The organism is Mesorhizobium sp. WSM4884, from assembly GCF_029625675.1.
Lineage (GTDB): Bacteria > Pseudomonadota > Alphaproteobacteria > Rhizobiales > Rhizobiaceae > Mesorhizobium.
Genome location: NZ_JARTVO010000012.1, coordinates 146,544 through 167,797 on the forward strand (window position 1 = coordinate 146,544; position 21,254 = coordinate 167,797).

General features: G+C 64.3%; 21 protein-coding genes, 1 tRNA gene and 1 riboswitch. Of the genes, 8 read left to right on the top strand and 14 right to left on the bottom strand.

From position 1 onward, the window contains the following. Positions 1 to 153 precede the first annotated feature (153 nt). Positions 154 to 546: a Co2+/Mg2+ efflux protein ApaG gene (gene apaG, locus P9236_RS19810; RefSeq protein WP_278076170.1), complete on the bottom strand. Its 393-nt coding sequence runs from the start codon at positions 544 to 546 to the stop codon at positions 154 to 156. A 219-nt stretch (positions 547 to 765) separates the two neighbouring features. Here apaG and P9236_RS19815 point away from each other — a divergent pair, with 219 nt between their 5' ends. Beyond that, positions 766 to 1,911: a ceramide glucosyltransferase gene (locus P9236_RS19815; RefSeq protein WP_278076171.1), complete on the top strand. Its 1,146-nt coding sequence runs from the start codon at positions 766 to 768 to the stop codon at positions 1,909 to 1,911. 43 nt (positions 1,912 to 1,954) lie between these two features. On the opposite strand, the gene P9236_RS19820 is transcribed toward P9236_RS19815, so the two are convergent. Next, positions 1,955 to 3,142, bottom strand: coding sequence for an O-succinylhomoserine sulfhydrylase (locus P9236_RS19820; protein WP_278076172.1), 1,188 nt, complete (start codon positions 3,140 to 3,142; stop codon positions 1,955 to 1,957). 56 nt (positions 3,143 to 3,198) lie between these two features. Next, positions 3,199 to 3,276: riboswitch (SAM riboswitch) on the bottom strand. Between the two features lie 144 nt (positions 3,277 to 3,420). Between P9236_RS19820 and P9236_RS19825 the strand changes: the two genes are divergently transcribed. Further along, positions 3,421 to 4,515 carry a 2'-deoxycytidine 5'-triphosphate deaminase gene (locus P9236_RS19825; protein WP_278076173.1) on the top strand — a complete coding sequence of 365 codons (1,095 nt, stop codon included), beginning with the start codon at positions 3,421 to 3,423 and terminating at the stop codon, positions 4,513 to 4,515. 36 nt (positions 4,516 to 4,551) lie between these two features. Here the strand turns inward: P9236_RS19825 and P9236_RS19830 are convergent, their stop codons facing one another. The 5 genes from P9236_RS19830 to chvE form a co-directional block, all read right to left on the bottom strand. Further along, the gene (locus tag P9236_RS19830) at positions 4,552 to 4,875 is read right to left on the bottom strand and encodes a hypothetical protein (RefSeq protein WP_278076174.1); all 324 of its coding nucleotides are present in this window, start codon (positions 4,873 to 4,875) and stop codon (positions 4,552 to 4,554) included. Positions 4,876 to 5,039: 164 nt separating this feature from the next. Continuing rightward, entirely contained in the window at positions 5,040 to 6,029 is a 990-nt protein-coding gene (gene araD1, locus P9236_RS19835) for an AraD1 family protein (protein WP_278076175.1), read from the bottom strand. A gap of 300 nt (positions 6,030 to 6,329) precedes the next feature. Then, complete coding sequence (mmsB, locus tag P9236_RS19840) at positions 6,330 to 7,622, bottom strand: multiple monosaccharide ABC transporter permease (RefSeq protein ID WP_278076176.1); 1,293 nt, start codon at positions 7,620 to 7,622, stop codon at positions 6,330 to 6,332. Continuing rightward, positions 7,619 to 9,151 (bottom strand): multiple monosaccharide ABC transporter ATP-binding protein, encoded by a 1,533-nt coding sequence (gene mmsA / locus P9236_RS19845; protein ID WP_278076202.1) that lies wholly within the window; start codon positions 9,149 to 9,151, stop codon positions 7,619 to 7,621. The genes mmsB and mmsA overlap by 4 nt, the downstream gene beginning before the upstream one ends. A gap of 187 nt (positions 9,152 to 9,338) precedes the next feature. Next, positions 9,339 to 10,409: a multiple monosaccharide ABC transporter substrate-binding protein gene (chvE, locus tag P9236_RS19850; protein WP_278076177.1), complete on the bottom strand. Its 1,071-nt coding sequence runs from the start codon at positions 10,407 to 10,409 to the stop codon at positions 9,339 to 9,341. A gap of 291 nt (positions 10,410 to 10,700) precedes the next feature. On the opposite strand from chvE, the gene P9236_RS19855 reads away from it, so the two are divergent. Both P9236_RS19855 and P9236_RS19860 read left to right on the top strand, forming a co-directional pair. Further along, the gene (locus P9236_RS19855) at positions 10,701 to 11,690 is read left to right on the top strand and encodes a LysR family transcriptional regulator (RefSeq protein WP_278076178.1); all 990 of its coding nucleotides are present in this window, start codon (positions 10,701 to 10,703) and stop codon (positions 11,688 to 11,690) included. Between the two features lie 102 nt (positions 11,691 to 11,792). Next, positions 11,793 to 12,131 (top strand): protamine-2 (modular protein), encoded by a 339-nt coding sequence (locus P9236_RS19860; RefSeq protein ID WP_278076179.1) that lies wholly within the window; start codon positions 11,793 to 11,795, stop codon positions 12,129 to 12,131. Between the two features lie 232 nt (positions 12,132 to 12,363). Here P9236_RS19860 and P9236_RS19865 read toward each other — a convergent pair. Next, positions 12,364 to 12,437 (bottom strand) — tRNA-Gly (locus P9236_RS19865). Between the two features lie 196 nt (positions 12,438 to 12,633). Between P9236_RS19865 and P9236_RS19870 the strand changes: the two genes are divergently transcribed. Then, on the top strand, positions 12,634 to 12,897 hold the full coding sequence (locus P9236_RS19870; protein WP_278076180.1) for a DUF6460 domain-containing protein: 264 nt from the start codon (positions 12,634 to 12,636) through the stop codon (positions 12,895 to 12,897). A gap of 5 nt (positions 12,898 to 12,902) precedes the next feature. Here the strand turns inward: P9236_RS19870 and P9236_RS19875 are convergent, their stop codons facing one another. Next, positions 12,903 to 13,805 carry a histone deacetylase gene (locus P9236_RS19875; RefSeq protein ID WP_278076181.1) on the bottom strand — a complete coding sequence of 301 codons (903 nt, stop codon included), beginning with the start codon at positions 13,803 to 13,805 and terminating at the stop codon, positions 12,903 to 12,905. 122 nt (positions 13,806 to 13,927) lie between these two features. Between P9236_RS19875 and P9236_RS19880 the strand changes: the two genes are divergently transcribed. Further along, positions 13,928 to 15,265, top strand: coding sequence for an MATE family efflux transporter (locus tag P9236_RS19880; protein WP_278076182.1), 1,338 nt, complete (start codon positions 13,928 to 13,930; stop codon positions 15,263 to 15,265). A gap of 59 nt (positions 15,266 to 15,324) precedes the next feature. Here the strand turns inward: P9236_RS19880 and P9236_RS19885 are convergent, their stop codons facing one another. From P9236_RS19885 to P9236_RS19895, 3 genes are read right to left on the bottom strand one after another with little or no spacing between them, the layout of a single operon-like run. Further along, positions 15,325 to 16,287: a cysteine synthase family protein gene (locus P9236_RS19885; RefSeq protein ID WP_278076183.1), complete on the bottom strand. Its 963-nt coding sequence runs from the start codon at positions 16,285 to 16,287 to the stop codon at positions 15,325 to 15,327. A 28-nt stretch (positions 16,288 to 16,315) separates the two neighbouring features. Continuing rightward, positions 16,316 to 17,389: a quinone-dependent dihydroorotate dehydrogenase gene (locus P9236_RS19890; protein ID WP_278076184.1), complete on the bottom strand. Its 1,074-nt coding sequence runs from the start codon at positions 17,387 to 17,389 to the stop codon at positions 16,316 to 16,318. Next, complete coding sequence (locus P9236_RS19895; RefSeq protein ID WP_278076185.1) at positions 17,386 to 17,736, bottom strand: DUF952 domain-containing protein; 351 nt, start codon at positions 17,734 to 17,736, stop codon at positions 17,386 to 17,388. Before P9236_RS19895 ends, P9236_RS19890 begins: the two co-directional genes overlap by 4 nt. Positions 17,737 to 17,850: 114 nt before the next feature. Between P9236_RS19895 and P9236_RS19900 the strand changes: the two genes are divergently transcribed. Together P9236_RS19900 and P9236_RS19905 are read left to right on the top strand one after the other, a co-directional pair. Further along, positions 17,851 to 18,288, top strand: coding sequence for a hypothetical protein (locus P9236_RS19900; RefSeq protein WP_278076187.1), 438 nt, complete (start codon positions 17,851 to 17,853; stop codon positions 18,286 to 18,288). Positions 18,289 to 18,407: 119 nt separating this feature from the next. Next, positions 18,408 to 19,067 (top strand): response regulator transcription factor, encoded by a 660-nt coding sequence (locus P9236_RS19905; RefSeq protein ID WP_278076188.1) that lies wholly within the window; start codon positions 18,408 to 18,410, stop codon positions 19,065 to 19,067. Here the strand turns inward: P9236_RS19905 and P9236_RS19910 are convergent. Both P9236_RS19910 and P9236_RS19915 read right to left on the bottom strand, forming a co-directional pair. Further along, positions 19,018 to 20,388, bottom strand: a complete 1,371-nt coding sequence (locus P9236_RS19910; RefSeq protein WP_278076189.1) for an MFS transporter — start codon at positions 20,386 to 20,388, stop codon at positions 19,018 to 19,020. The two genes, P9236_RS19905 and P9236_RS19910, sit on opposite strands and share 50 nt — an antisense overlap. A gap of 130 nt (positions 20,389 to 20,518) precedes the next feature. After that, positions 20,519 to 21,175 (bottom strand): O-methyltransferase, encoded by a 657-nt coding sequence (locus P9236_RS19915; RefSeq protein WP_278076191.1) that lies wholly within the window; start codon positions 21,173 to 21,175, stop codon positions 20,519 to 20,521. Positions 21,176 to 21,254: the final 79 nt, after the last annotated feature.

The following is a 21,254-nucleotide window of genomic DNA, read 5'->3' on the forward strand; positions in this document are numbered from 1 at the left end:
CGATGTCGGAACCCCTCGCTCCGTCCGAAAGAATCTCGTAACCTTAGCGCCGCCCTCATTGCCCTGCCCGTCCTCCGCAGCAGCTGCGGAGGGTGGACCGGGCATTTCTCCCCCGGGGAGAAAATCCTCCCGCGCCGGATTTCGCCAACTGTCCTAGTTCACCGTCCGCCTCGTTCCCGGCATGTCGAGCGAGAAGGCGGGGATGGCGACATCGAACGTCTCGCCGCGTCCGTTGCGCATCGTGTAATGGCCGACCATGATGCCGGACGGCGTCGAGAGCGGGCATCCCGACGTGTACTGGTAGCTGTCGCCCGGGTTGAGTTCCGGCTGGTCGCCGACGACGCCGGCGCCACGCACCTCCTCGACGCGGCCGCGTCCGTCGGTGATGTGCCAATAGCGCGACAGAAGCTGCACGAACTCGTCCGACCGGTTGTCGATCGTCACCTGATAGCCCCACACATAGCGGTCCTCCGACGGATCGGAACGATCCTCCAGATAGAACGGCCTGACCTGCACTTCGATGTTGCGCGTCACGGCGCGATACATGGGCCACTCCGGTTTGCCGGCTAGGGAACATTTACCGCGCTTCGCGGTTGTTACACGAAGCGCCGTCCATCCTGCCAGATTCTAGCGCAGTTGCCGAAAAACAATGTCATTTAAGTGACACATGACAATGTTGGTGTGCAGAAACTATGCGGGCGACTCGGGCGCTCTGTCGACTGATGAAACGGCCGCGGGCGGCCCTTCCGGAGTGACCAGAACTCGATGGAACTGACCTTTGCAGCCGCCTTTGCTTCGTCAGCCATTCTTCTTTCCAATTTTGCCAGCATCCTGCTCGCCTCGTCGCGATTGAAGCCCAGGCGCTTCATTCCTCCGTTCGCCGGCAAGCAGCCGGCGGTCTCCATCATCGTGCCGTCGCGCGGCGTCGAGCCATTCGCCGAGGAGACGCTCAAGCGCGCCTTCTCGCTCGACTGGCCGCGTTATGAGCTGATCTTCTGCGTCACCCAACCGGAAGACCCGGTGGTCAAGTTGATCAATGCCGCGATCGCGCGCTTCCCGAACGTGCCGGCGCGGCTCTTGATCGGCGAGGACAGGATCAGCGCCAATCCCAAGCTCAACAACTGCGTCAAGGGCTGGCAGGCGGCCCGGCACGACTGGGTGATTCTTGCCGATTCCAACGTGCTGATGCCCAAGGACTATGTCCAGCATCTGATGGCGGCCTGGCGACGGGATACCGGCCTCGTCTGCTCGACGCCGGTCGGCTCGCGGCCGGACGGCTTCTGGGCCGAGGTCGAATGCGCCTTCCTCAACACGCTGCAGGCGCGCTGGCAATATGCCGGCGAGGCGGTCGGCCTTGGCTTCGCTCAGGGCAAGAGCATGTTGTGGAACAAGTCGATGCTCGACGCAAACGGCGGCATCCAGGCGCTGGCCGCCGAGGCCGCCGAAGATGCGGCGGCCACCAAGCTGGTCAACAGCCTAGGCCTCCGGGTCAATCTCGTGGCCTCGCCCTTCGAACAGCCGCTCGGCCAGCGCACGCTCGCCGAAGTCTGGTCGCGCCAGGCGCGCTGGGCGCGGCTGCGCCGCGTCACCTTCCCGCTGTTCTTCGCGCCTGAGATACTCACCGGTATCGCGCTGCCGCTGATATTCGCGCTGATTGCGGCAAAAAGCGCCGGCGTCAGCCTCCCGACGACAGCGCTTTGCGTGCTGGCGGTAGCCTATGTGCCGGAATGCCTGCTTGCCTGGTCCAAGGGCTGGTACCTGTCGCCGCGCAGTGTGACCGCCATGATCGTCCGCGACGCGATGCTTCCCGCCATCTGGGCGCGCGGCTGGCTGGGCGGAGCCGTCGAATGGCGCGGCAACGCCATGACGATCCGCACCGGGGAGATGACCGAACTCGAAGAGACTGCCTGAGCCGGTTGCGGCTCAGGCAATCTCTTTGCGGCCACCGTGGCCGTTACCGCGCTGCCTTCAGCGCCTGTTCGACGTCGTTGAGCAGATCGTCGGTGTCCTCCAGACCGACGGAGAGCCGGAGCGTACCAGGCCCGATGCCGAGTTCGGCGCGTGCCTCGTCGCTCAGGTTCTTGTGCGTCGTCGTGGCCGGATGGGTGATCAGGCTTTTGGCGTCACCGAGATTGTTGGAGATCAGCACGATGTCGAGCGCGTTCTGGAGGGCGAAGGCTGCCTGCTTGCCGCCCTTGACGTCGAGGCAGATCAGCGTCGAGCCGCCCGACATCTGCTTCCTCACGATATCCGCCTGCGGATGGTCGGCCCGCCCCGGATAGATGACGCGGGCGATCTCCGGCCGGCCGGCCAGGAAGTCCGCGATCTTGCCGGCGCTTTCCGTCTGCTGGCGCACGCGCAGCGGCAGCGTCTCCAGGCCTTTCAACAGCGTCCAGGCGTTGAAGGGCGACAGGCTCGGGCCGGTGTGCCGGAAATAGTCGTGCAGGTTCTCGTCGATCCATTTCTTGTCCGACAGGATGACGCCGCCGAGGCAGCGGCCCTGTCCGTCGATATGCTTGGTCGCCGAATAGACCACGACATGGGCGCCGAGCTGCAACGGCTTCTGCTGCAGCGGCGTGGCGAATACGTTGTCGACGATCAGCCTCGCGCCGATCGAATTGGCTAAGGCGGCGACGGCGGCGATGTCGACCACTTCCAGCGTCGGGTTGGTCGGGCTTTCCAGGAAGAACAGCTTGGTGTTTGGCCTGACCGCATTTTCCCAGTTGGCGATGTCGGTGCCGTCGACCAGCGTCGCCTCGATGCCGTAGCGCGGCGCCAGCGTCTCGACCACCCAGCGGCAGGAGCCGAACAGTGCCCGCGCCGCAACGATGTGGTCGCCGGCCTTGACGCTGCAGAGCAGGGCGGCGGACACGGCGGCCATGCCGGAAGCAGTGGCGCGGGCGTCTTCCGCGCCTTCCAGCGCGCACATGCGCTTCTCGAACATGTCGACGGTCGGGTTGGCGTAGCGCGAATAGATGAAGCCCGGCTCCTCGCCCTTGAAGCGGGCTTCCGCGGCTTGCGCCGTTTCGTAGACATAGCCTTGGGTGAGATACATCGCCTCCGCGGTCTCGCCGAAGCCGGAACGCAGCGTCCCGCCATGCACGAGTGCCGTCTGAGGCTTCCAGTTACGCGTCTTGGTCATCGCCTTACTTCCAAACACAAAAAAAACCGGCCGCGATGTCGCAACCGGTCCATATGGCCTCGCGGCCAGCGGTCCTTTAGCGACTTGTTTAACGTGGCTGCAAGCCGACCGGCCAAATCACCACGGGATAACGACCCTTTAGACCTGCGCCGCGCTTGCGTCAATTGCCGGCTTGATTAAGAGGTTTGTACCAGGCAGCTAGCGCAAGCCGTTTACGGTTTCGGCAGGAGCCTGCAAAAGAACCACGCGCTTGCCCGGCCTTCGATCGGAGCCAGACCTTGCGGCAGACAGGCATTCTTCCGGATCAGGACATCGCGGCGCTGTTCGAGGCGAATGCGCTGAAGTCGCCGCGCGCGCTCGACACCGACCAGATCCAGCCGGCCAGCCTCGATCTCAGGCTCGGCGACACGGCCTTTCGCGTGCGCGCCTCCTTCCTGCCCGGTCCCGACCATCTGGTGGCCGACAAGCTCGATCGGCTGAAACTGCACGAGATCAGCCTTGCCGAAGGTGCGGTGCTGGAGACGGGCTGCGTCTACATCGTGCCGCTGCTCGAGAGCCTGGCGCTGCCGGCGGAAGTGTCGGCTTCCGCCAACCCGAAGAGCTCGACCGGGCGGCTGGACATCTTCACGCGTGTCATGACCGACCGCGGCCACGAGTTCGACAAGATCGCCGCCGGCTACCATGGCCCGCTCTACCTCGAAGTCAGCCCACGCACCTTCCCGATCGTCGTGCGTGCCGGCTCGCGGCTGTCGCAGATACGCTTCCGCATCGGCAACGCGGTGCTGTCGGAGAAGGAATTGCGCGACGTCCACCGCGCCGAGATGCTGGTCGCTACCGAGCCGCCCAACATCTCTGGCGGCGGCATCGCGCTCTCCATCGATCTCGACGGCGACAAGGACGGCCTTGTCGGCTATCGCGGCAAGCACCACACCGGACTCGTCGACGTCGACAAGCGCGCCGCGCAGGACGTCGTCGACTTCTGGGAGCCGCTCTACAAGAGCGGCGCCGGCGAGCTGGTCCTCGACCCGGACGAGTTCTACATCCTGGTCTCTCGCGAAGCCGTGCACGTGCCGCCGCTCTATGCCGCCGAGATGACGCCCTTCGACCCGCTGGTCGGCGAGTTCCGCGTCCACTATGCCGGCTTCTTCGACCCGGGCTTCGGCCATTCCGCCGCCGGCGGCAGCGGCAGCCGCGCCGTGCTCGAAGTGCGCAGCCACGAGGTGCCGTTCATCCTCGACCACGGCCAGATCGTCGGCCGCCTGGTCTACGAGCATATGCTCAAGCGCCCGCGGGCGCTCTATGGCACTGATCTCGGCTCCAACTATCAGGCGCAAGGGCTCAAGCTCTCCAAGCATTTCCGCGCCGCGCGCTGAGGTCGAAATGGCGATCTAAGGTTGGCCGGGACCTCGTTAACCGCCAAACATGCGCTGCTTCGCGGTGCCAAGGCATGCGTTGAAGTAGCCGATAAACAGCAGTTCGCGCCCCGCCAATCGCTTCTTGCCCCAAGAAGCAGCCGGCTTTTCGGCGTCAAGCGAGGTCTTTGAGTCCTTCAAAGGAAACAGCAGCTTGTTCACGCAACTGAGCACATGCGCTCGGGCGGAGTCGATGCCGCAGGGTCTGGCGCGGTCATTCAGCTTGTCGCTGCGGAGCTCCGATGTCAGCAGGTCGGCTTTGCTCATCAGAAAAGCAGCTTGTTCGCCCGAATACCCTGCTGCCAAAAGTCGCTTTGCCATCGGCTCGCGAACTTCCCGATAGGATTTTGCGCTGCACTGCGTCGCGGCATGGGCCGCCGATGGCGAATGGGCGAGCGAAAGCGCAACGCCCACAGATACAATAAAGGACCGCAAGCAACTGATTGCCCGAACCCTCCGTCCGAAATTTGAGCTTCCTTGTTTGTTCACAGCGCCTTCACCGCCACCTTCACAGGCTTCTCGATCTCCAGCGGGTTGCGCAGCGGCAGGCCGAAATCCTGGGCCTCAATCTCGAACACGTCGCCGGCCTCAGTCCTGACGCCGTCGGCGAAGGAGAGCGTCGCGGTGCCGAACATGTGCACATGCACGTCGCCCGGCTGGCGGAAGGCCGAATATTTGAAGTGGTGATGCTCGAGATTGGCGATGGTGTGCGACATGTTCGCTTCGCCCGACAGGAACGGCTTTTCCCAAAGCACCTTGCCGTCGCGCCAGATGCGCGATGAGCCTCTGATGTCGGCGGGCAGGTCGCCGATCAGGATTTCCGGTCCGAACGAGGCGTTGCGCAGCTTGGAGTGGGCGAGGAAAAGGTAGTTCACCCGCTCGGTCACATGGTCGGAGAATTCGTTCGACAGCGTGAAGCCGACCCGGAACGGCGCGCCGTCGTCGCCGATGACATAGATGCCGGCGATCTCCGGCTCCTCGCCGGCGTCCTGCGCGAAGGCCGGCGACATCAGTGCCGCGCCGGGCGCCACCGCCATGGTGCCGTTGCCCTTGTAGAACCATTCCGGCTGAACGCCGATCTGGCCCTTTGGCGGCTTGCCGCCTTCCAGCCCCATGCGGAACATTTTCATGGAATCGGTGAGCTGCTCCTCGCCGTCGCTGAGCTTCTTGTGCATGGAATCGCGCGTCGCGGCGGAGCCGAGATGCGTCAGTCCCGTGCCAGTGAGGTGGAGATGCGCGGGGTCCGGATGGTTGATCGGCGATACCAGCCGCCCCTTCTTGTAGGCGGCGTCGAGGTCGACCGTCTCGCCATAGCCCTTGCGCTCGATCAGCGCCTCGAGACCGGTGCCGGTGCGCGCCGCCTCCATCGCCAGCGAATAGACGCTGCGCGCGCCGTTGATGATCCGGGTCTTGCCGCCGCTGCGGGCAACGACGCGGATCGTCTCGGCGTCGTCGAGGATCTGGGAAATCAGCATGATGAACCCTCTCTCTTTTGCCTTGGCCGGGCTGCCGACAGCAAAACCCTGACCAGCGCGGCCCGGAACCGATCCGTGCCACGGGTGAAACTCTTCGTCCGGATTGCGCTCGCGAGCCCGGTCCTTCAGGGGACTTCTTGGCGCCGACGGGTTGCCGGCAGCTCCGCGATCTGGACCCGTATGCCTCCTGCTTCCTCGCCGGAGCGGTTCAGCCTAGTAGCTGGCCCGCTCCAAATATTTGTTTTTGCGCAATTCCGGATGGAAAACCGCCATGCACTTTCCGGAATTGCCCTCGCCCTGTCAGGCCTTGTTCTTGTTGTAGACGTCGAAGATGACGGCGCCGAGCAGCACCAGGCCCTTGACCACCTGCTGCCAGTCGACATTGACGCCCATGATCGACATGCCGTTGTTCATCACACCCATGATGAAGCCGCCGACCACGGCGCCGATGACTTGTCCGACGCCGCCCATCGCCGAGGCGCCGCCGATGAAGACGGCAGCGATCACGTCGAGTTCGCTGCCGAGACCCGCGGCCGGCACGGCCTGGCCGAGGCGCGCCGCGATGATCAGGCCGCCGAGCGCCGACAGCACGCCCATGTTGATGAAGACGAGCAGCGTCAGCCGTTCGGTGTTGATGCCCGACAGCTGCGCCGCCTTGGCGTTGCCGCCCATGGCATAGATGCGGCGGCCGATGGTCATGCGCTTGGTGACGAAGACGAACAGCGAGATCAGCACGCCCATCACCATAAGTACGACCGGCAGGCCCTTGTAGCTGGCGAACTGGAAGACCAGGAACAGCGCCAGCGCGCTTCCCACCAGCGTCTTGATGACGAACAGCGGGAAAGGCTCGGCCTCGTAGCCATGACGTTCGCGCTTGCGGCGGGCCCTCAGCCCGAAATAGGCATAGGCGAGCACAGCGACCATGCCCAGCACCACCGTCGTCATATGCAGCGTGAGGCCGCTGCCGACGATGGTCTTGCCGGCGGCGTTCACCGTCGGCGGGATCAGCGTCAGCGGGCCGATGACGTCCGGGATGAAGCCGGAGCTCAGCGCCTTGAAGCTGTCGGGGAGCGGGCCGACGGAGGAGCCGCCGCCGAGCAGCGCCTGGCAGATGCCGCGGAAGATCAGCATGCCCGCCAGCGTCACGATGAAGCTTGGTATCCGGTGATAGGCGATCCAATAGCCTTGCGCCGCGCCGATAAGCGCGCCGACGATCAGGCAGACGATCGAGACCACCAGCGGATTGCTGAATATGCCGAGCGGCCAGATGACCATCATCATCGCCGCAAGCGCGCCGATGAAGCCGGCGACGGAGCCGACACTGAGATCGATATAGCCGGCGACGATGACCAGCAGCATGCCGAGCGCCATCACGATGATGAACGAGTTCTGCTGCACCAGGTTGCTGAGGTTGACCGGTTTGAACAGCGTTCCCGACGTCGTGTACTGGAAGAACAGCATGATGACGATCAGCGCGATGATCAGGCCGTATTCGCGCAAATTCGTCGTCAGCGCCGAGACGGCGATGCGCGGACCCTGCTTGACGTCCTCGGCGACGCCGCTCTGCGGCGCGGGAGCGCTGTCTGTGCTCATGATGCTTTTCCTTCTCCGCGAACGATGGCGCGCATGATTTTTTCCTGGCTGGCGTCGCTTGCCGCCATTTCGCCGACGATACGCCCTTCGTTCATGACATAGATACGATCGCTGATGCCGAGCAGCTCCGGCATTTCCGACGAGATGACGATGATTGCCTTACCCTCGGCGGCTAGACGGGCGATAATCGTATAGATTTCGTACTTGGCGCCGACGTCGATGCCGCGCGTCGGTTCGTCGAGAATCAGCACTTCCGGGTCGGCGAACAGCCATTTCGACAGCACCACCTTCTGCTGGTTGCCGCCCGAAAGGTTGCCGGTCAGCTGATAGACGCTGGAAGCGCGGATGTTGGTCTTCTTGCGGTAGTCGTTGGCGACGCTCATCTCGCGCATGTCGTCGATGACGCCGCGGCTGGAGACGCCGCCCAGGTTGGCCAAAGTCACATTGTGTTTGATGTGGTCGATGAGGTTGAGGCCGTAGGTCTTGCGGTCCTCGGTGACATAGGCGATGCGGTTCTCCACCGCCTTGCTCACCGACGAGAGGTCGATCGGCTTGCCGTGGAGCGACACCTCCCCGGTGATGTGCCGGCCGTAGGAGCGGCCGAAAAGGCTCATCGCGAATTCGGTGCGACCGGCGCCCATCAGCCCGGCGATGCCGACCACCTCGCCCTTGCGCACATTGAGGTTGATGTTCTTGATGACCTGCCGTTCGGCATGGATCGGATGGTAGACCGACCAGTTCTTCACTTCGAAAATGACGTCGCCGATCTGCGGCTCGCGCGGCGGATAGCGGTCGTCGAGCGAACGGCCGACCATCGAGGTGATGATGCGGTCCTCGCTGATCTCCCTCCTGGGCAGGGTTTCGATCGTGCGTCCGTCGCGGATCACCGTCACCTTGTCGGCGACGCGGTTCACCTCGTTGAGCTTGTGCGAGATCAGGATCGAGGTCATGCCCTGGCGCTTGAACTCGAGCAGCAGATCGAGCAGCGCCTGGCTGTCCTTCTCGCTGAGCGAGGCGGTCGGCTCGTCGAGGATCAGGAGCTTCACTTCCTTGCTCAGCGCCTTGGCGATCTCGACCAGCTGCTGCTTGCCGACGCCGATATTGGTGATCAGCGTCTTGGGATCTTCCTTGAGGCCGACTTTTTTGAGCAGCGCGCCGGTGCGCTTCTCGTTGGCGTTCCAGTCAATGACGCCGTAGGTGGCATGCTCGTTGCCGAGGAAGATGTTTTCCGCGATCGACAGCATCGGCACCAGGGCAAGTTCCTGGTGGATGATGACGATGCCGATATGCTCGCTGTCGTGGATGCCCTTGAAGTGGCACTCCTGGCCGCGGAAGACGATCTCGCCTTCATAGGTGCCGGACGGATAGACGCCCGAAAGCACCTTCATCAGCGTCGACTTGCCGGCGCCGTTCTCGCCGACGATGGCATGGATTTCTCCTTCCTCGACGCTGAGGTTGACGTTCGACAGCGCCTTGACGCCGGGGAACGTCTTGGTGATGTCGCGCATCTCCAAAATCGTCGAGGTCATCAGGAATTCCACTCCCTGGCGCATGCTCTCCGTTTCCGGAATGGGCCATGCGCGAAATCAACATACTGCAGTCTGGTCCTCGCCGCGACGGCGCATGGCGCTGCAGAGCCGGCAAAAACAATACCGGGCTCGCCGTTGAACGAAAAGGGGCCCTGCGTCGCGCAGGACCCCTCGTTTTCAAGCCGGATTACTTCAGCTCTTCGGCCTTGATGTAGCCGGAGTCGACGACCAGCTTCTCGTAGTTCGACTTGTCGACCTCAACCGGCGTCAGGAGGATCGAGGGAACGACCTTGACATCGTTGTTGTAAGTCTTGGTGTCGAGGCCCTCAGGCTTGCCGCCCGAGAGCACCTTATCGACCAGCTCCACGGTCGACTTGGCCAGCTCGCGGGTGTCCTTGAACACCGTCGAATACTGCTCGCCCGAGATGATCAGCTTGACCGAGGCGGTCTCGGCATCCTGGCCGGTCACGATCGGCCAGGGCTGCGCGTCGGTGCCGTAACCGACGGCGCGCAGCGAGGCGGTGATACCGCGCGACAGGCCGTCATAAGGTGACAGAACGCCATCGACGCGGCTGCCGTCCGAGTAGTTGGCCGAGAGCAGGTTGTCCATGCGAGCCTGCGCGGTGGCGGCGAGCCAGCGCAGCGTACCGACCTTGTCCATGCCCATCTGGCCGGACTTGATCTTGATCGAGCCGTCGTCGATCAGCGGCTGCAGGACCGACATCGCGCCGTTGTAGAAGAAGAAGGCGTTGTTGTCGTCGGGCGAGCCGCCGAACAGCTCGACGTTCCACGGCTTGGTGTTCGGGAAGCGCTCCTTGAGGCCCTTGACCAGGGAATTCGCCTGGATGACGCCGACGCCGAAATTGTCGAAGGTGGTGTAATAGTCGACATTCGGGGTCTTCTTGATCAGGCGGTCATAGGCGATGGTGACGACGCCCGCATCGTTGGCCTTCTGCAGCGCATCGGCCATTGTGGTGCCGTCGATCGAAGCGATGATCAGCGCCTTCGGGCCCTTGGTGATTTCGTTTTCCAGCTGGCTGAGCTGGTTCGGGATATCGTCCTGCGCATACTGCAGGTCGACCGTGTAGCCGAGCGCTTCGAGCTGGGACTTGACGGCGTCGCCGTCGTTGATCCAGCGCTGCGAGGTCTTGGTCGGCATCAGCACGCCGACAAGGCCCTTGTCGGCTGCGTGCGCCGAATAGGTCGTGGCGGCAATGCCAAGGGCCGCGATGGCGGCCAGCGTCTTGATGATCTTCACATTACTCTCCCTGGTTGATGGACGCGACACCTCGGGGCTTCGCGGGCCGCGCAGTCGAACAGGAGCGCTGGCGCGCCACTGTCGGCTTTATCGATCTCCGGTATCCTCCCAATCGGCCCCGCGGCGCAGTTTCAATCGATACGATTTTGCTCGTTGCCGATCGTTGCGCCTCGGAACGCGGGAAGGGTGAGTTCCTTTGACATAACTGTCAAATGCGATCTTTGGTGGTTGCTATACCGAAACTGGTATGATTTAGCATGCGGTAAGAACTGGCGGAGAGGCTGGAAAATCATGGCGGCGCTGCGCGATCCTGATGCGATTTCAGTAAGTTACGAGAAGCTCCCGGGAGACGGGGAGACGCTTCTGCGCAGCGGCTTGAGCCTGCGCCATATGCGCATGATCGCCGCGCTCGACGATCACGGACGGGTGAGCGCCGCCGCCCAGGTCATGAACATCTCCCAACCGGCGGCCTCGCGCATGATCGCCGAGATGGAGGCGGTGCTCGACGTTAAGTTGTGCGAGCGCCTGCCGCGCGGCGTGACGCTGACCCCTTACGGCCAGGCGCTCGCCAGGCGCGCCCGCTCGATTCTGCTCGAGATGCGCGAGGCCGACCGCGAGATTTCGGAGCTCAAGGCCGGCAAGGGTGGCTCGGTGTTCCTCGGCGCCGTGACCGCGCCGGCGATCGAATTGGCCGTGCCGGCGATTCGTGAGATCCGCCGCATCTACCCGCGCATCGAGATCACCATGCAGGTCGAGACCTCGAACGTGCTCGCCCGCGAGCTGATCGCGTCGCGCCACGACTTCATCATCGCCCGCATCCCCGACGACCTCAACCCGCGGCTGTTCGAATCGCGCGTCATCGGCATCGAGAAGGCTTGCCTGATCGTGCGCCGCGGCCATCCGCTCGCCAGCGGCAAGATGGTCGGTCTGAAGGAGACGGCCGCCTATGACTGGGTCTTCCAGTCCGGCGGGTCGCCGCTGCGCCAGGCGATGGAAAGCAATTTCCTGAACCGCAACATCCCGCTTCCCGACCGCATCCTCAACACCTCGTCATTGCTGCTGACGCTGGTGATGGTGGCGCAATCCGATGCCATCGCCCCCGTTTCGGTCCAGGTGGCCAAGTTCATCCAGAGCGCCGATGGGCTGGCGGGAGCAATCGACGTGGTGCAGACCGAATTCGACATCGAGGTCAGGCCTTACAGTCTGATCACGGTCAAGAACCGCGTGCTCTCGCCCGCCGCCAAGATGCTGCACGACTTCATTTTGCGCGAAGTGGGGTAATGGAACGAGAATGCTACTTGCACGTTCAAACCGATCGGCACTCGCTGGAGCCTGATGCGGTGAGGGATGAGCCGCCGATGCTCAACAGCTCGGGAGGTTTCGATGGAACGTCGGTTGTTTCTGACTGGAATGCTTGGCGTTGCGGGGGCGGCAGCATTTGCAAGCCTGGCGGGGCCGAGCAGGGCGGTTGCCGGCATTCCCGGAGGCAATGGAATTCTCGATGAATTGGACAAGCCCGATCCGGCCATCTACGAGGAGGATGACCAGGATCTGCTGCAGCCGGTTCAGTACTACTACCGCCGCCGTCGCTACTACCGCGATCGGTATTACCGTCGCCGCCGCCGTCGCGTTTGGAGAAGGGTCTGCCGCCGCTACTGGCGCTATGGCCGGCGTCATGTCCGCTGCTGGCGCCGCCGCGTCTGGATCGGCTTCTACCTCTGAGGCAACAGCAACCGCGTACCCCTGCGCCTGCCGGGTGAATTGCAGACTGAGTCTTGCGCTGGAGTGCAAGATCCAAACGCTCGCTTTTCAAACAGCCGACTTCACCCTCCGCCAACTGCTCGGCCTGAGTGTCGACCCAATGCAATTCCGCCCCGCGATCCCGGCAGCCGACCGAATCAGTCGCGCAATTGGGCCCTTGGTGAGGTCTGATCCAAACTCTTGCGTCGCAAGCTGGAGCGGGTAGCGGGAATCGAACCCGCGCGTTCAGCTTGGGAAGCTGACAGGCTACCATTACATCATACCCGCGCAGCAGCCTCGTTACCATGATGGCCCCGCCTCTAGCAATCGGCTCTCGTCGCGAGACCTTGGATATGTTTTCGACGCCCGTCAGGGTCATACGCGGGCCGACAATGGCGCGCCGCCCTGCTTGATGCCGGACAACCAAGTGCGTATTTCTGAAGTCGCGCTTTCGAATCGGAGCAGCTCGAACCGGAGAACGGCCTTGCCCGCACTGACACGCTTTCTCGGCGATACGCCACTCAGGGTGCTCGTGAAGCTGCTGGTGGTTTCCTTCCTCGTCGGCCTCGTCATGCACGCCTTCGGCTGGAGCCCGATGGATGTGTTCTATGGCATCCGCCAGTTCTTCGTCGATTTGTGGAATCTCGGCTTCCACGCCATCGACCGCTTCCTGGGTTATATCCTGCTCGGTGCCGCGATCGTCGTGCCGGTCTTCATCCTGCTCAGGATCGCCAGCTACAGGAAGTAGCCTGGTTAGCCATAAGCGGCTGCGACCTCGAACAGGATGGCATGGCGCTGAGCAAGCGCCGGCACGTCCGTCGAATAGCCGCCGCCGATGACGCCGCACAGCGGGATGCCGCGAGCGCGGAAATGGCCGATCACCGCCTTGTCGCGGGCGCGCAGGCCGTCATCCGTCAACGATAGCCGGCCAAGCCGGTCCTCGGCATGGACATCGACGCCGGCATTGTAGAAGACGATATCCCATCGCCTGCTTGCCGATAGGTCCGGCAGGATGGCGCCGAGCCGTTCGAGATAGGCGGCATCGCCGGTGCCGTCGGGCAAGGCGACATCGAGATCGGAGGCGATCTTGCGCGCCGGATAATTGCGTTCGCCATGCATGGAGAAGGTGAAGGCGCGGGGTTCATCCTTCAGGATGTCCGCCGTGCCGTCGCCCTGATGCACGTCGAGATCGACGATCAGGATGTTTTCGACGGCGCGCTCCGCAAGCAGTGCCAGCGATGCGACGGCTACGTCGTTGAAGGTGCAGAAGCCCGCGCCTTGCGCGCGCGTGGCATGATGGCTGCCGCCGGCCGCGTTGCAGGCAATGCCGTGTTTCAGCGCCAGCCGCGCCGCCAGAACCGTGCCGGCGGTGGCAAGTTGAGCCCTGAGCGATACGCGCTGGCCGACCGGAAAGCCAATCTCGCGCTCGATCCTCGCCGGCACCTCGCAGGCCAGCACCTGATCGACATAGTCGGCCGCATGCGCGAGCTTCAGCCACGCCGCCGGCGCCGGTTCCGGCGTCGAAAGCGCTTCCGGAACGGCCAGGCCGCGGACGCGCAAGGCCGCCATCAGCAAGGGATACTTGCTCATCGGAAAGCGATGGTTGACGGCGAAGCCGGCGTCGTAGTCGGGGTGGTGGACGATCTGCAAAGCCATGACGGGCGGCCTGCGCCAGAGCTGGAATTCGGTTAGCCGTCACCGGATGGCGATTGCGCGGCAGCGGCAAACTGAGGCACATCGGCTCTTCGATCAAGCCGCAACAATTAAGGCAGCAGTCCTTGGATAAGGGTGCGACCGAGATCAACGCCAGATCCTTCAACGTCACCAATCGCTCGGTGTTGGCGATTGCTGTGCCGATGACGCTTGCCTATCTGACGACGCCGCTGCTCGGCATCGTCGATACTGCGGTGGTCGGCCAGTTCGGCGACGCCGCCCTGCTCGGCGGCCTGGCCGCGGGCGCGCTGGTGTTCGACGTCGTCTTCACCACATTCAACTTCCTGCGCTCCGGCACCACCGGCCTCGTCGCACAGGCGTTCGGGCGCGGCGATCAATTGGAGGAACAGGCCGTTCTCTGGCGCGCCGTGCTGATTGCGGTCGTCGCCGGCGTCGTGCTTGCCGCCCTTGCGCCGCTCTTTGCGGTGGCCGGACAGTGGTTCATGGGCGCCGAGCCGCGCGTCAGCGCGGCGATGTCGGTCTATATCCGCATCAGGCTGCTCGCCGCTCCCTTCTCGCTCGTCAACTACGCCATATTGGGCTACGTGCTGGGGCGCGGCGAGGGTGGGCTTGGCCTTATGCTGCAGGCTGTGCTCAACGGCATCAACATCCTGCTCTGTTTCCTGCTCGGCCTCGAGCTCGGCTGGGGTGTTGCCGGCGTTGCCTGGGCGACGGTCACCGGCGAGTTTCTGGCGATGCTGCTCGGCCTAGCCATCGTGCTCAGCCGCTTCCGCAAGCTGGAGCGGCCGTCGCGCCGGCGCATCCTCGACCTGCCGGCCTACAGGCGCATGCTGTCGCTCAACCGCGACATCATGATCCGCTCCTTCTCGCTGCTCGCCGCCTTCGCGCTGTTCACCAGGCAGGGCGCGCAATTCGGCACGGTGACGCTTGCCGCCAACGCCGTGCTGATGAACTTCTTCCTCGTCGCCGGCTATTTCCTCGACGGTTTTGCAACCGCCGCGGAGCAGTTGGCCGGACGCGCCATCGGCGCGCAGGCGGCCACCCCATTCCGGCAGGCCGTGCGGCTGACGCTGATCTGGGGCTTTGGCCTTGCGGGGATCGCCAGCCTTGTCCTGCTGACGGCCGGCGCCAATCTGGTTGCGCTGGTGACGACCTCGCCGGACGTCCGCGCGGCAGCCGACGCCTACCTGCCTTGGGCCGCCTTCACCGCGCTGAGCGGCGTGCTGGCCTTCCAGATGGACGGCGTCTTCATCGGCGCCACTTGGTCGCGCGACATGCGCAACATGATGCTGCTGTCGTTCCTCGCCTTCAGCGCCGCCCTCATCACGCTGGCGCCGGCCTTCGGCAACAGCGGCCTGTGGGCAGCACTTCACGTCTTCCTTTTGGTGCGCGGATTGAGCCTGCTGGCGGTGCTGCGGCTCAGGGTACGCACGGCGTTTTAGCGTCGCCCATGTCTTGGCGTCGCCTATGTCTCCGAGGGCAGCGGTGGCAGCGTTGCCTCTTAGCTCCAGAGGTCGGTCGATAGGTATTTCAGCCCGGAGTCGCAAACGACGATGGCTATCGTCTTGCCTGATTGATCGCCGTTTAGAAGACGCAGCGCCGCGGCCACGTTCGCTCCGGAGGAGAAACCGCCGAAGATGCCCTCGCTGCGCGCGAGCAAGCGCGTGGCCTGACGTGCCTCGTCACCGGAAACCTGAAGATAGCCGTCGACAGGCACATTGTTCAGGAATGCCAGGTCCGGCATTGCATAGCCGCCGCCCTGAATGGGATGTTCGGAGCGGGTGACCCTCTCTCCCGCGGCGGCTGCGGCACCCTCAGGCTCGACGATGAAGCACTTGATCAGGGGATTGCGTTCCTTGAGCGCCCTCGCTACCCCCGCATATGTTCCGCCCGAGCCGACGAAGTCGACGAATGCATCGACGGCGCCGTGGCTGGCGTCCCAGATTTCCGGCCCGGTCCCGTGATAGTGCGCAAGCCAGTTCCCGTCGCGATGGAACTGATCGGCGCGATATGCGCCTCGTTCCGCCGTCACCGCCTTGGCGGTCTGTTCGACGAGCGCCAGATCGCCACCCGATACCTGCCCCGGCACCGACCCTGGCAGCTGGTCCACCAGAATCACTTCCGCGCCGAGCGCCGTCATCATCCGCGCGCGCTCTTCGGAGTTGCCCTTCGACATCACGGCGACGAAGGGGTAGCCCCTGACCGCACAGATGATCGCGAGGCCGGTGCCCATGTTTCCGGAGGTCAGCTCGACCACCGTTTGTCCCGGTTTGATGGCACCGGATCTTTCGGCTTCCTCGATTATTCCAAGCGCCGCACGGTCCTTCTTCGAAAAGCCCGGGTTGAGATATTCCAGCTTGGCGAGGATTCCGCCCTTGACGCCCGCCTGCGCCGTCAGCCTGTCGAGCCGGACCAATGGTGTCCCACCGATCGAGTCTACGACGGAGTTCAGAACCTCGGCCATCATCTGTCTCCTGGTTCGTGGGAATTCGTCAGAGTCGCCTGGACCAGTTTGCGCAGCCTGTATCGCGCAGCTCTCGGATGGATTTGAGGCGCTCGCGATCCGCGAAGCGCGCCATGCCGGCGACGATGCGGCCTGGCAGCGCCGGGCCGGCATAGATCATGCCGGTGTAGAGCTGGACCAGGTCGGCGCCGGCGCGGATCTTCTCAAGCGCGGTTTCCGGCGAGTCGACGCCGCCGACGCCGATGATGGCCATCTCCGGACCGAGCAGCTCGCGCATCCGGGCGAGCACCGCGGTCGAGCGCTCGAAAAGCGGCTTGCCCGATAGCCCGCCGGCTTCGCTCGCGAGGCTTGTGCTCCGCAACCCCGTCCGCGACAGCGTGGTGTTGGAAACGATGACCCCGTCGATCGTTTTCTCGACGACCTCGGCGGCGATGTCTTCCAATTCCGCTTCGACTAGGTCCGGTGCGATCTTGAGGAACACCGGCGGCTGCGCCGACGCTGTCGCGCGTGCCGCCATCACGCGCGACAGCAGCTCGCCGAGCTGCTCGCGCGCCTGCATGTTGCGCAGGCCGGGTGTGTTGGGCGAGGAGATGTTGACGGTGAGATAGGAGGCGTAGCGGGCGAAGCGGGTCACGCCGCGCTCATAGTCGCCGATGCGGTCGGCGCTGTCCTTGTTGGCGCCGATGTTGACGCCGACGATGCCGCCGCGGCCCTTGCGCGCCGCGAGCCGCTTTTCGGCGGCGGCGTGGCCCTCATTGTTGAAGCCCAGCCGGTTGATCACCGCCTCGTCGGCCGTCAGCCGGAAGATGCGCGGCTTCGGGTTTCCCGGCTGCGGCAGCGGCGTGATCGTGCCGACCTCGGCGAAACCGAAGCCGAGCTTGAGCAGCGCGTCCGGCACTTCGGCATTCTTGTCATAGCCGGCCGCCATGCCGAGCGGGTTCGGGAAATCGAGCCCGCAAAGGCTGGCCTTGAGTCGTGCGTCTTGGCTGGGGGGTGAGGCAACCGGCAGGCCGCATCTCAGCGCCGCGATCGACATGCCGTGCGCGGTTTCCGGATCGAAAGAGAAAAGCAGCTTCTGGCCGATCCGGTCGAGCACGCTCATTCGTCCTCCAGCGTCGGAAACCGATGCGAGCCGTCCGCGCCGAGCGGCAGTGGCTTGACCCAAAGAACAGCATCGAGGTCGAGCGGAGCATAGAGATGCGGGAACAAGGCGCCGCCGCGCGAGACTTCGTATTTCAGCGCCCCGCCCAGCCGCGCGCCATCGACTGCGATCAGAAGCAAGTCCGTCTGGCCGGCGAAATGCTTGGCCGCTGTCTCGCTGACCTGCGCTGCCGTCGAGAAGTGGATGAAGCCGTCGGCGATATCGATCGGCGCTCCGGCAAAGCGTCCGTTGCGCTCAGCTTCGCGCCATAGCGCCTCGGGCGCAATCTTGTAGATAATCTGAGACATTGTCGCGCTATAGTCGGAACCAACCATGGGGGAAAGGGTACTTGCGCGCTCTTCCCCATTTCAGGCGCAAACCTGTGATATTCTTTGCTCAACGGCAAATGGAGGACAAACAACATGCGTCTGCAGCACATCCTGATCCCGGCGGCGCTTTGCTCGCTGGTTGCCGCGTCGGCCTATTCCGAGGAGACCGACCGCTATCGGCTCGAAAAGTCGGCCAACGGCTATGTCCGCATGGACACCCAGACCGGCGCGATGTCGATCTGCGAGGAGCGCTCCGGCCAGCTCGTCTGCAAGATGGCGGCCGACGAGCGCGCCGCCTTCCAGGAGGAGATCGACCGGCTGCAGAGTTCGGTCAAGGCGCTGGACGAGCGCGTCGCCAGGCTCGAGAATACGCCCTCCGCCCGGCTCGAATCCAACCTCCCCAGCGAAGAGGACTTCAACAAGACGATGAGCTACATGGAGCGCTTCTTCCGCAGCTTCATGGACATCGTCAAGGACATGGACAAGGAAAACGGCGACGGTGGCGCGAAGCCGGCTCCGCAAAAGACCTGATCTGGCTGGGGAAAAGCCTGCGCGCGGCCTTTGCTGCTTGAAAACGCGCCGCGCCGCCGCATAATCATTGCGATCCCGCAAGAAGCACATAACCAACGATGGGATCCGGGGAGGAATATTTGCCGCCGGGCCACACCTTCGTCATTGCCGACGACCATCCGTTGTTTCGCGGTGCGCTGAAGGAGGCGCTTTCCGGTGTCGGCGATGTCGCCGCCATTCACGAGGCTGGCGATTTCGAAAGCGCCAAGGCGCTGGTCCTTGCCAACGAAGACATCGACATGGTGCTGCTCGACCTCTCGATGCCTGGCGCCAGCGGCCTGTCCGGCCTGATCTCGTTGCGCGGCATCCATTCCTCGGTGCCGCTGGTGGTGGTGTCAGCCCATGATGATCCCGTCACCATCCGCCGCGCGCTCGACCTCGGCGCGTCCGGTTTCATCTCCAAGTCGGCGAGCATGGAGGAAATCCGCGCCGCCGTGCAGGCCGTGCTTGCCGGCGACATCGCCGCGCCCGCCGGCGTCGAGCTCGGCGTCGAGCGCGATCCCGAGATTTCCGACCTGATCAAGCGCCTGCAGGCGCTGACGCCGCAGCAGACACGCGTGCTCGGCATGCTGGCGGAAGGCTTGCTCAACAAGCAGATCGCCTATGAGCTCGGCGTCTCCGAAGCCACCATCAAGGCGCATGTCTCCGCCATATTGCAAAAGCTCGGCGTCGACAGCCGCACTCAGGCGGTCATCCAGCTTTCCAAGATCGGCGGCGACCCGCTGCAGCCGGTGGGCTAAAGTCCCCTCTTGCTTCAAGAATATTCCTCCATCGCCGGGCCCGTTGACCAGGCCGCGCCTTTCTCCGGCCTGGCGGCCTCTGCGTCGAAACCTGCCCCCGACGTCGCGCGCCACGGGCATGCCGTGCCCGTCCGATCGCCACGCCGAGGCCGAGCGACGCGATCGCTACCAACGGAATGCCGGTTGCCCAGGGCAGGCGTGGCGCGAGTGCATAGAGCGCGGTGCCGATCGAGGGCCCAAGCGAGTCCTTGAGATCGACCGCCACGGACGAAGCCGCCATGTAGGAGGCGCGCCTTGACGCGGGTGCAAGGGCATTGACCGCGGTCGGAACGAGCGGCCCGACCAGCATCTGCGCCACCGAGCAGAGGCTAACCGCGGCAATCAGGGAGAGCGTCGCCGGCGAGGCAATGAGCAGGACAAAGGCGGCGATCGTCGAGAGCCCCGCGCCGATGGTCAGCCAGAGCGCGGATCGCGCCTCGGCAAGGCGGCTCACCAGCATCTGCAAGCCGACCGTCAGCGCGGCCGCATAGGCAAACAGCGCACCGACGCCCGATGGGCCCAACGTGCCGGCGTCCTGCGCATAGAGCGGGATGACGGCCTCGATCCAGTTGCCGGAAATCTCGAACAGCACGACCCAGAGGAGCAGCTTTGCCAGGCGGCCGTCGCGGAAGGCCGGCAGCAGCGCCGACAGACCTTCCTCTTCTTCCTCGTCGTCCTGATCGCCGGCTGTACAAGATCCGCTGCCGATCGTCTCGCCAAGCGCCGCCAGCATCACGACCCCGCCCAGAACGAGCATGCCGCCGCCCGCGAGGAACACGGTGCTGAGCGATATGAGCGCCAGCAGGGCGCCGCAGGCCGGTCCGAGTATCTGCCCTGCGCTCGAGCTGACACGCGCCATGCCGAACCAGCGCGGATGCGCCGACGGCTCGGTCACATCGGCGATCGCGGCGAGGATGGTCGGATGCAGCACCGACTCGCACATGCCGGTCAAAATTAGCACGACCGCGGTGGCCGCAGCGCCGTGGACGAGGAACAGGGCGACGAAGCCGCACCCCACGCCGAACGACGAGAGGATCAGCACCGGCCGCCGGCCAATCCGATCGGCAATGCCACCAATCAGCGGCGCTGCGATGAGCTCGCCACCTGCATAGCAGCCGAACAGCAGGCCGATCGCGCCGAGAGGGATGTCAGCTTCGCTGCTGGCCCAAAGCGGAAAGAAGGGCACCAGCGCGCCGTCGGCGAAGCCGGCGCAGAAGAACAGGAACAGGCCGAGCAGCGCCGGGCGCGGCAGCCCGCGCCAGGAGGACGAAAATGTGGTCATGATGTCACCTATGCGTCAAGGACCCGGGGCACGGGGCCCGAAGGCCGGTATGGCGCGTTGGCTGACGTGAACGCCTACGGCGGCTCGAAGAGCGGCGTGAGTTGGTTGATCTGCTTGTGGCGGAGCTGGTTCAGCCGAGCCGCATCGACAGTTCGACGTCGTCGCCGAACGGGGTCGACATACAGCCGCCCGCCAGCGAGCGTACTCGCTGCAGATATTCGGGCGAGAAGTCGGCATTGTCGGCGATGACCAGCGCGCCGGGCCTGAGCCTGCTCTCGACAAGGCTAAGGATCTCCGGATAGAGCGCCTTGGCGCCGTCTAGCAGCAGAAGGTCTATTCGGTCGGGCAGGTCGGCGGCGAGCGTCTCCAGCGCGTCGCCTTCGCGGATCTCGACCAGGTCGAGGAGGCCGCCGTCGGCGAGATTGGCCTTGGCGCGCGTCACCTTGGACGGCTCGAACTCCGTCGTGATCAGGCGGCCGCCGCCATTGTCGCGCAGCGCCGCGGCAAGGTAGAGCGTCGAGATGCCGAACGAGGTGCCGAACTCGACGATGATGCGCGCGCCCGTGCTGCGCGCCAGCATGTAGAGCAGCGTGCCGGTCTCCGGTGAAACCGCGAGCCAGAGGTCCTTCAGGCTGCCGTAGAAATCGAGATATTCGGTCTTGCTGCCGAGCAGGCGCGCCCGTTCCTCCTGCGAGTACCGGGCCATGGCCGGGCTGGTCGCCGAGGCGGCTTCCTTGAACAGGCGGGCGAGCAACGGCGCGAGCGGGGTTGCGGTCAGGGTGGTCATGGTCGGGCTCCAGTCGAATGCGTTCTTGTGTTGCCTCGAAAATACGAATAATCCTTCAGATTTCCAATTCGCATTCCCG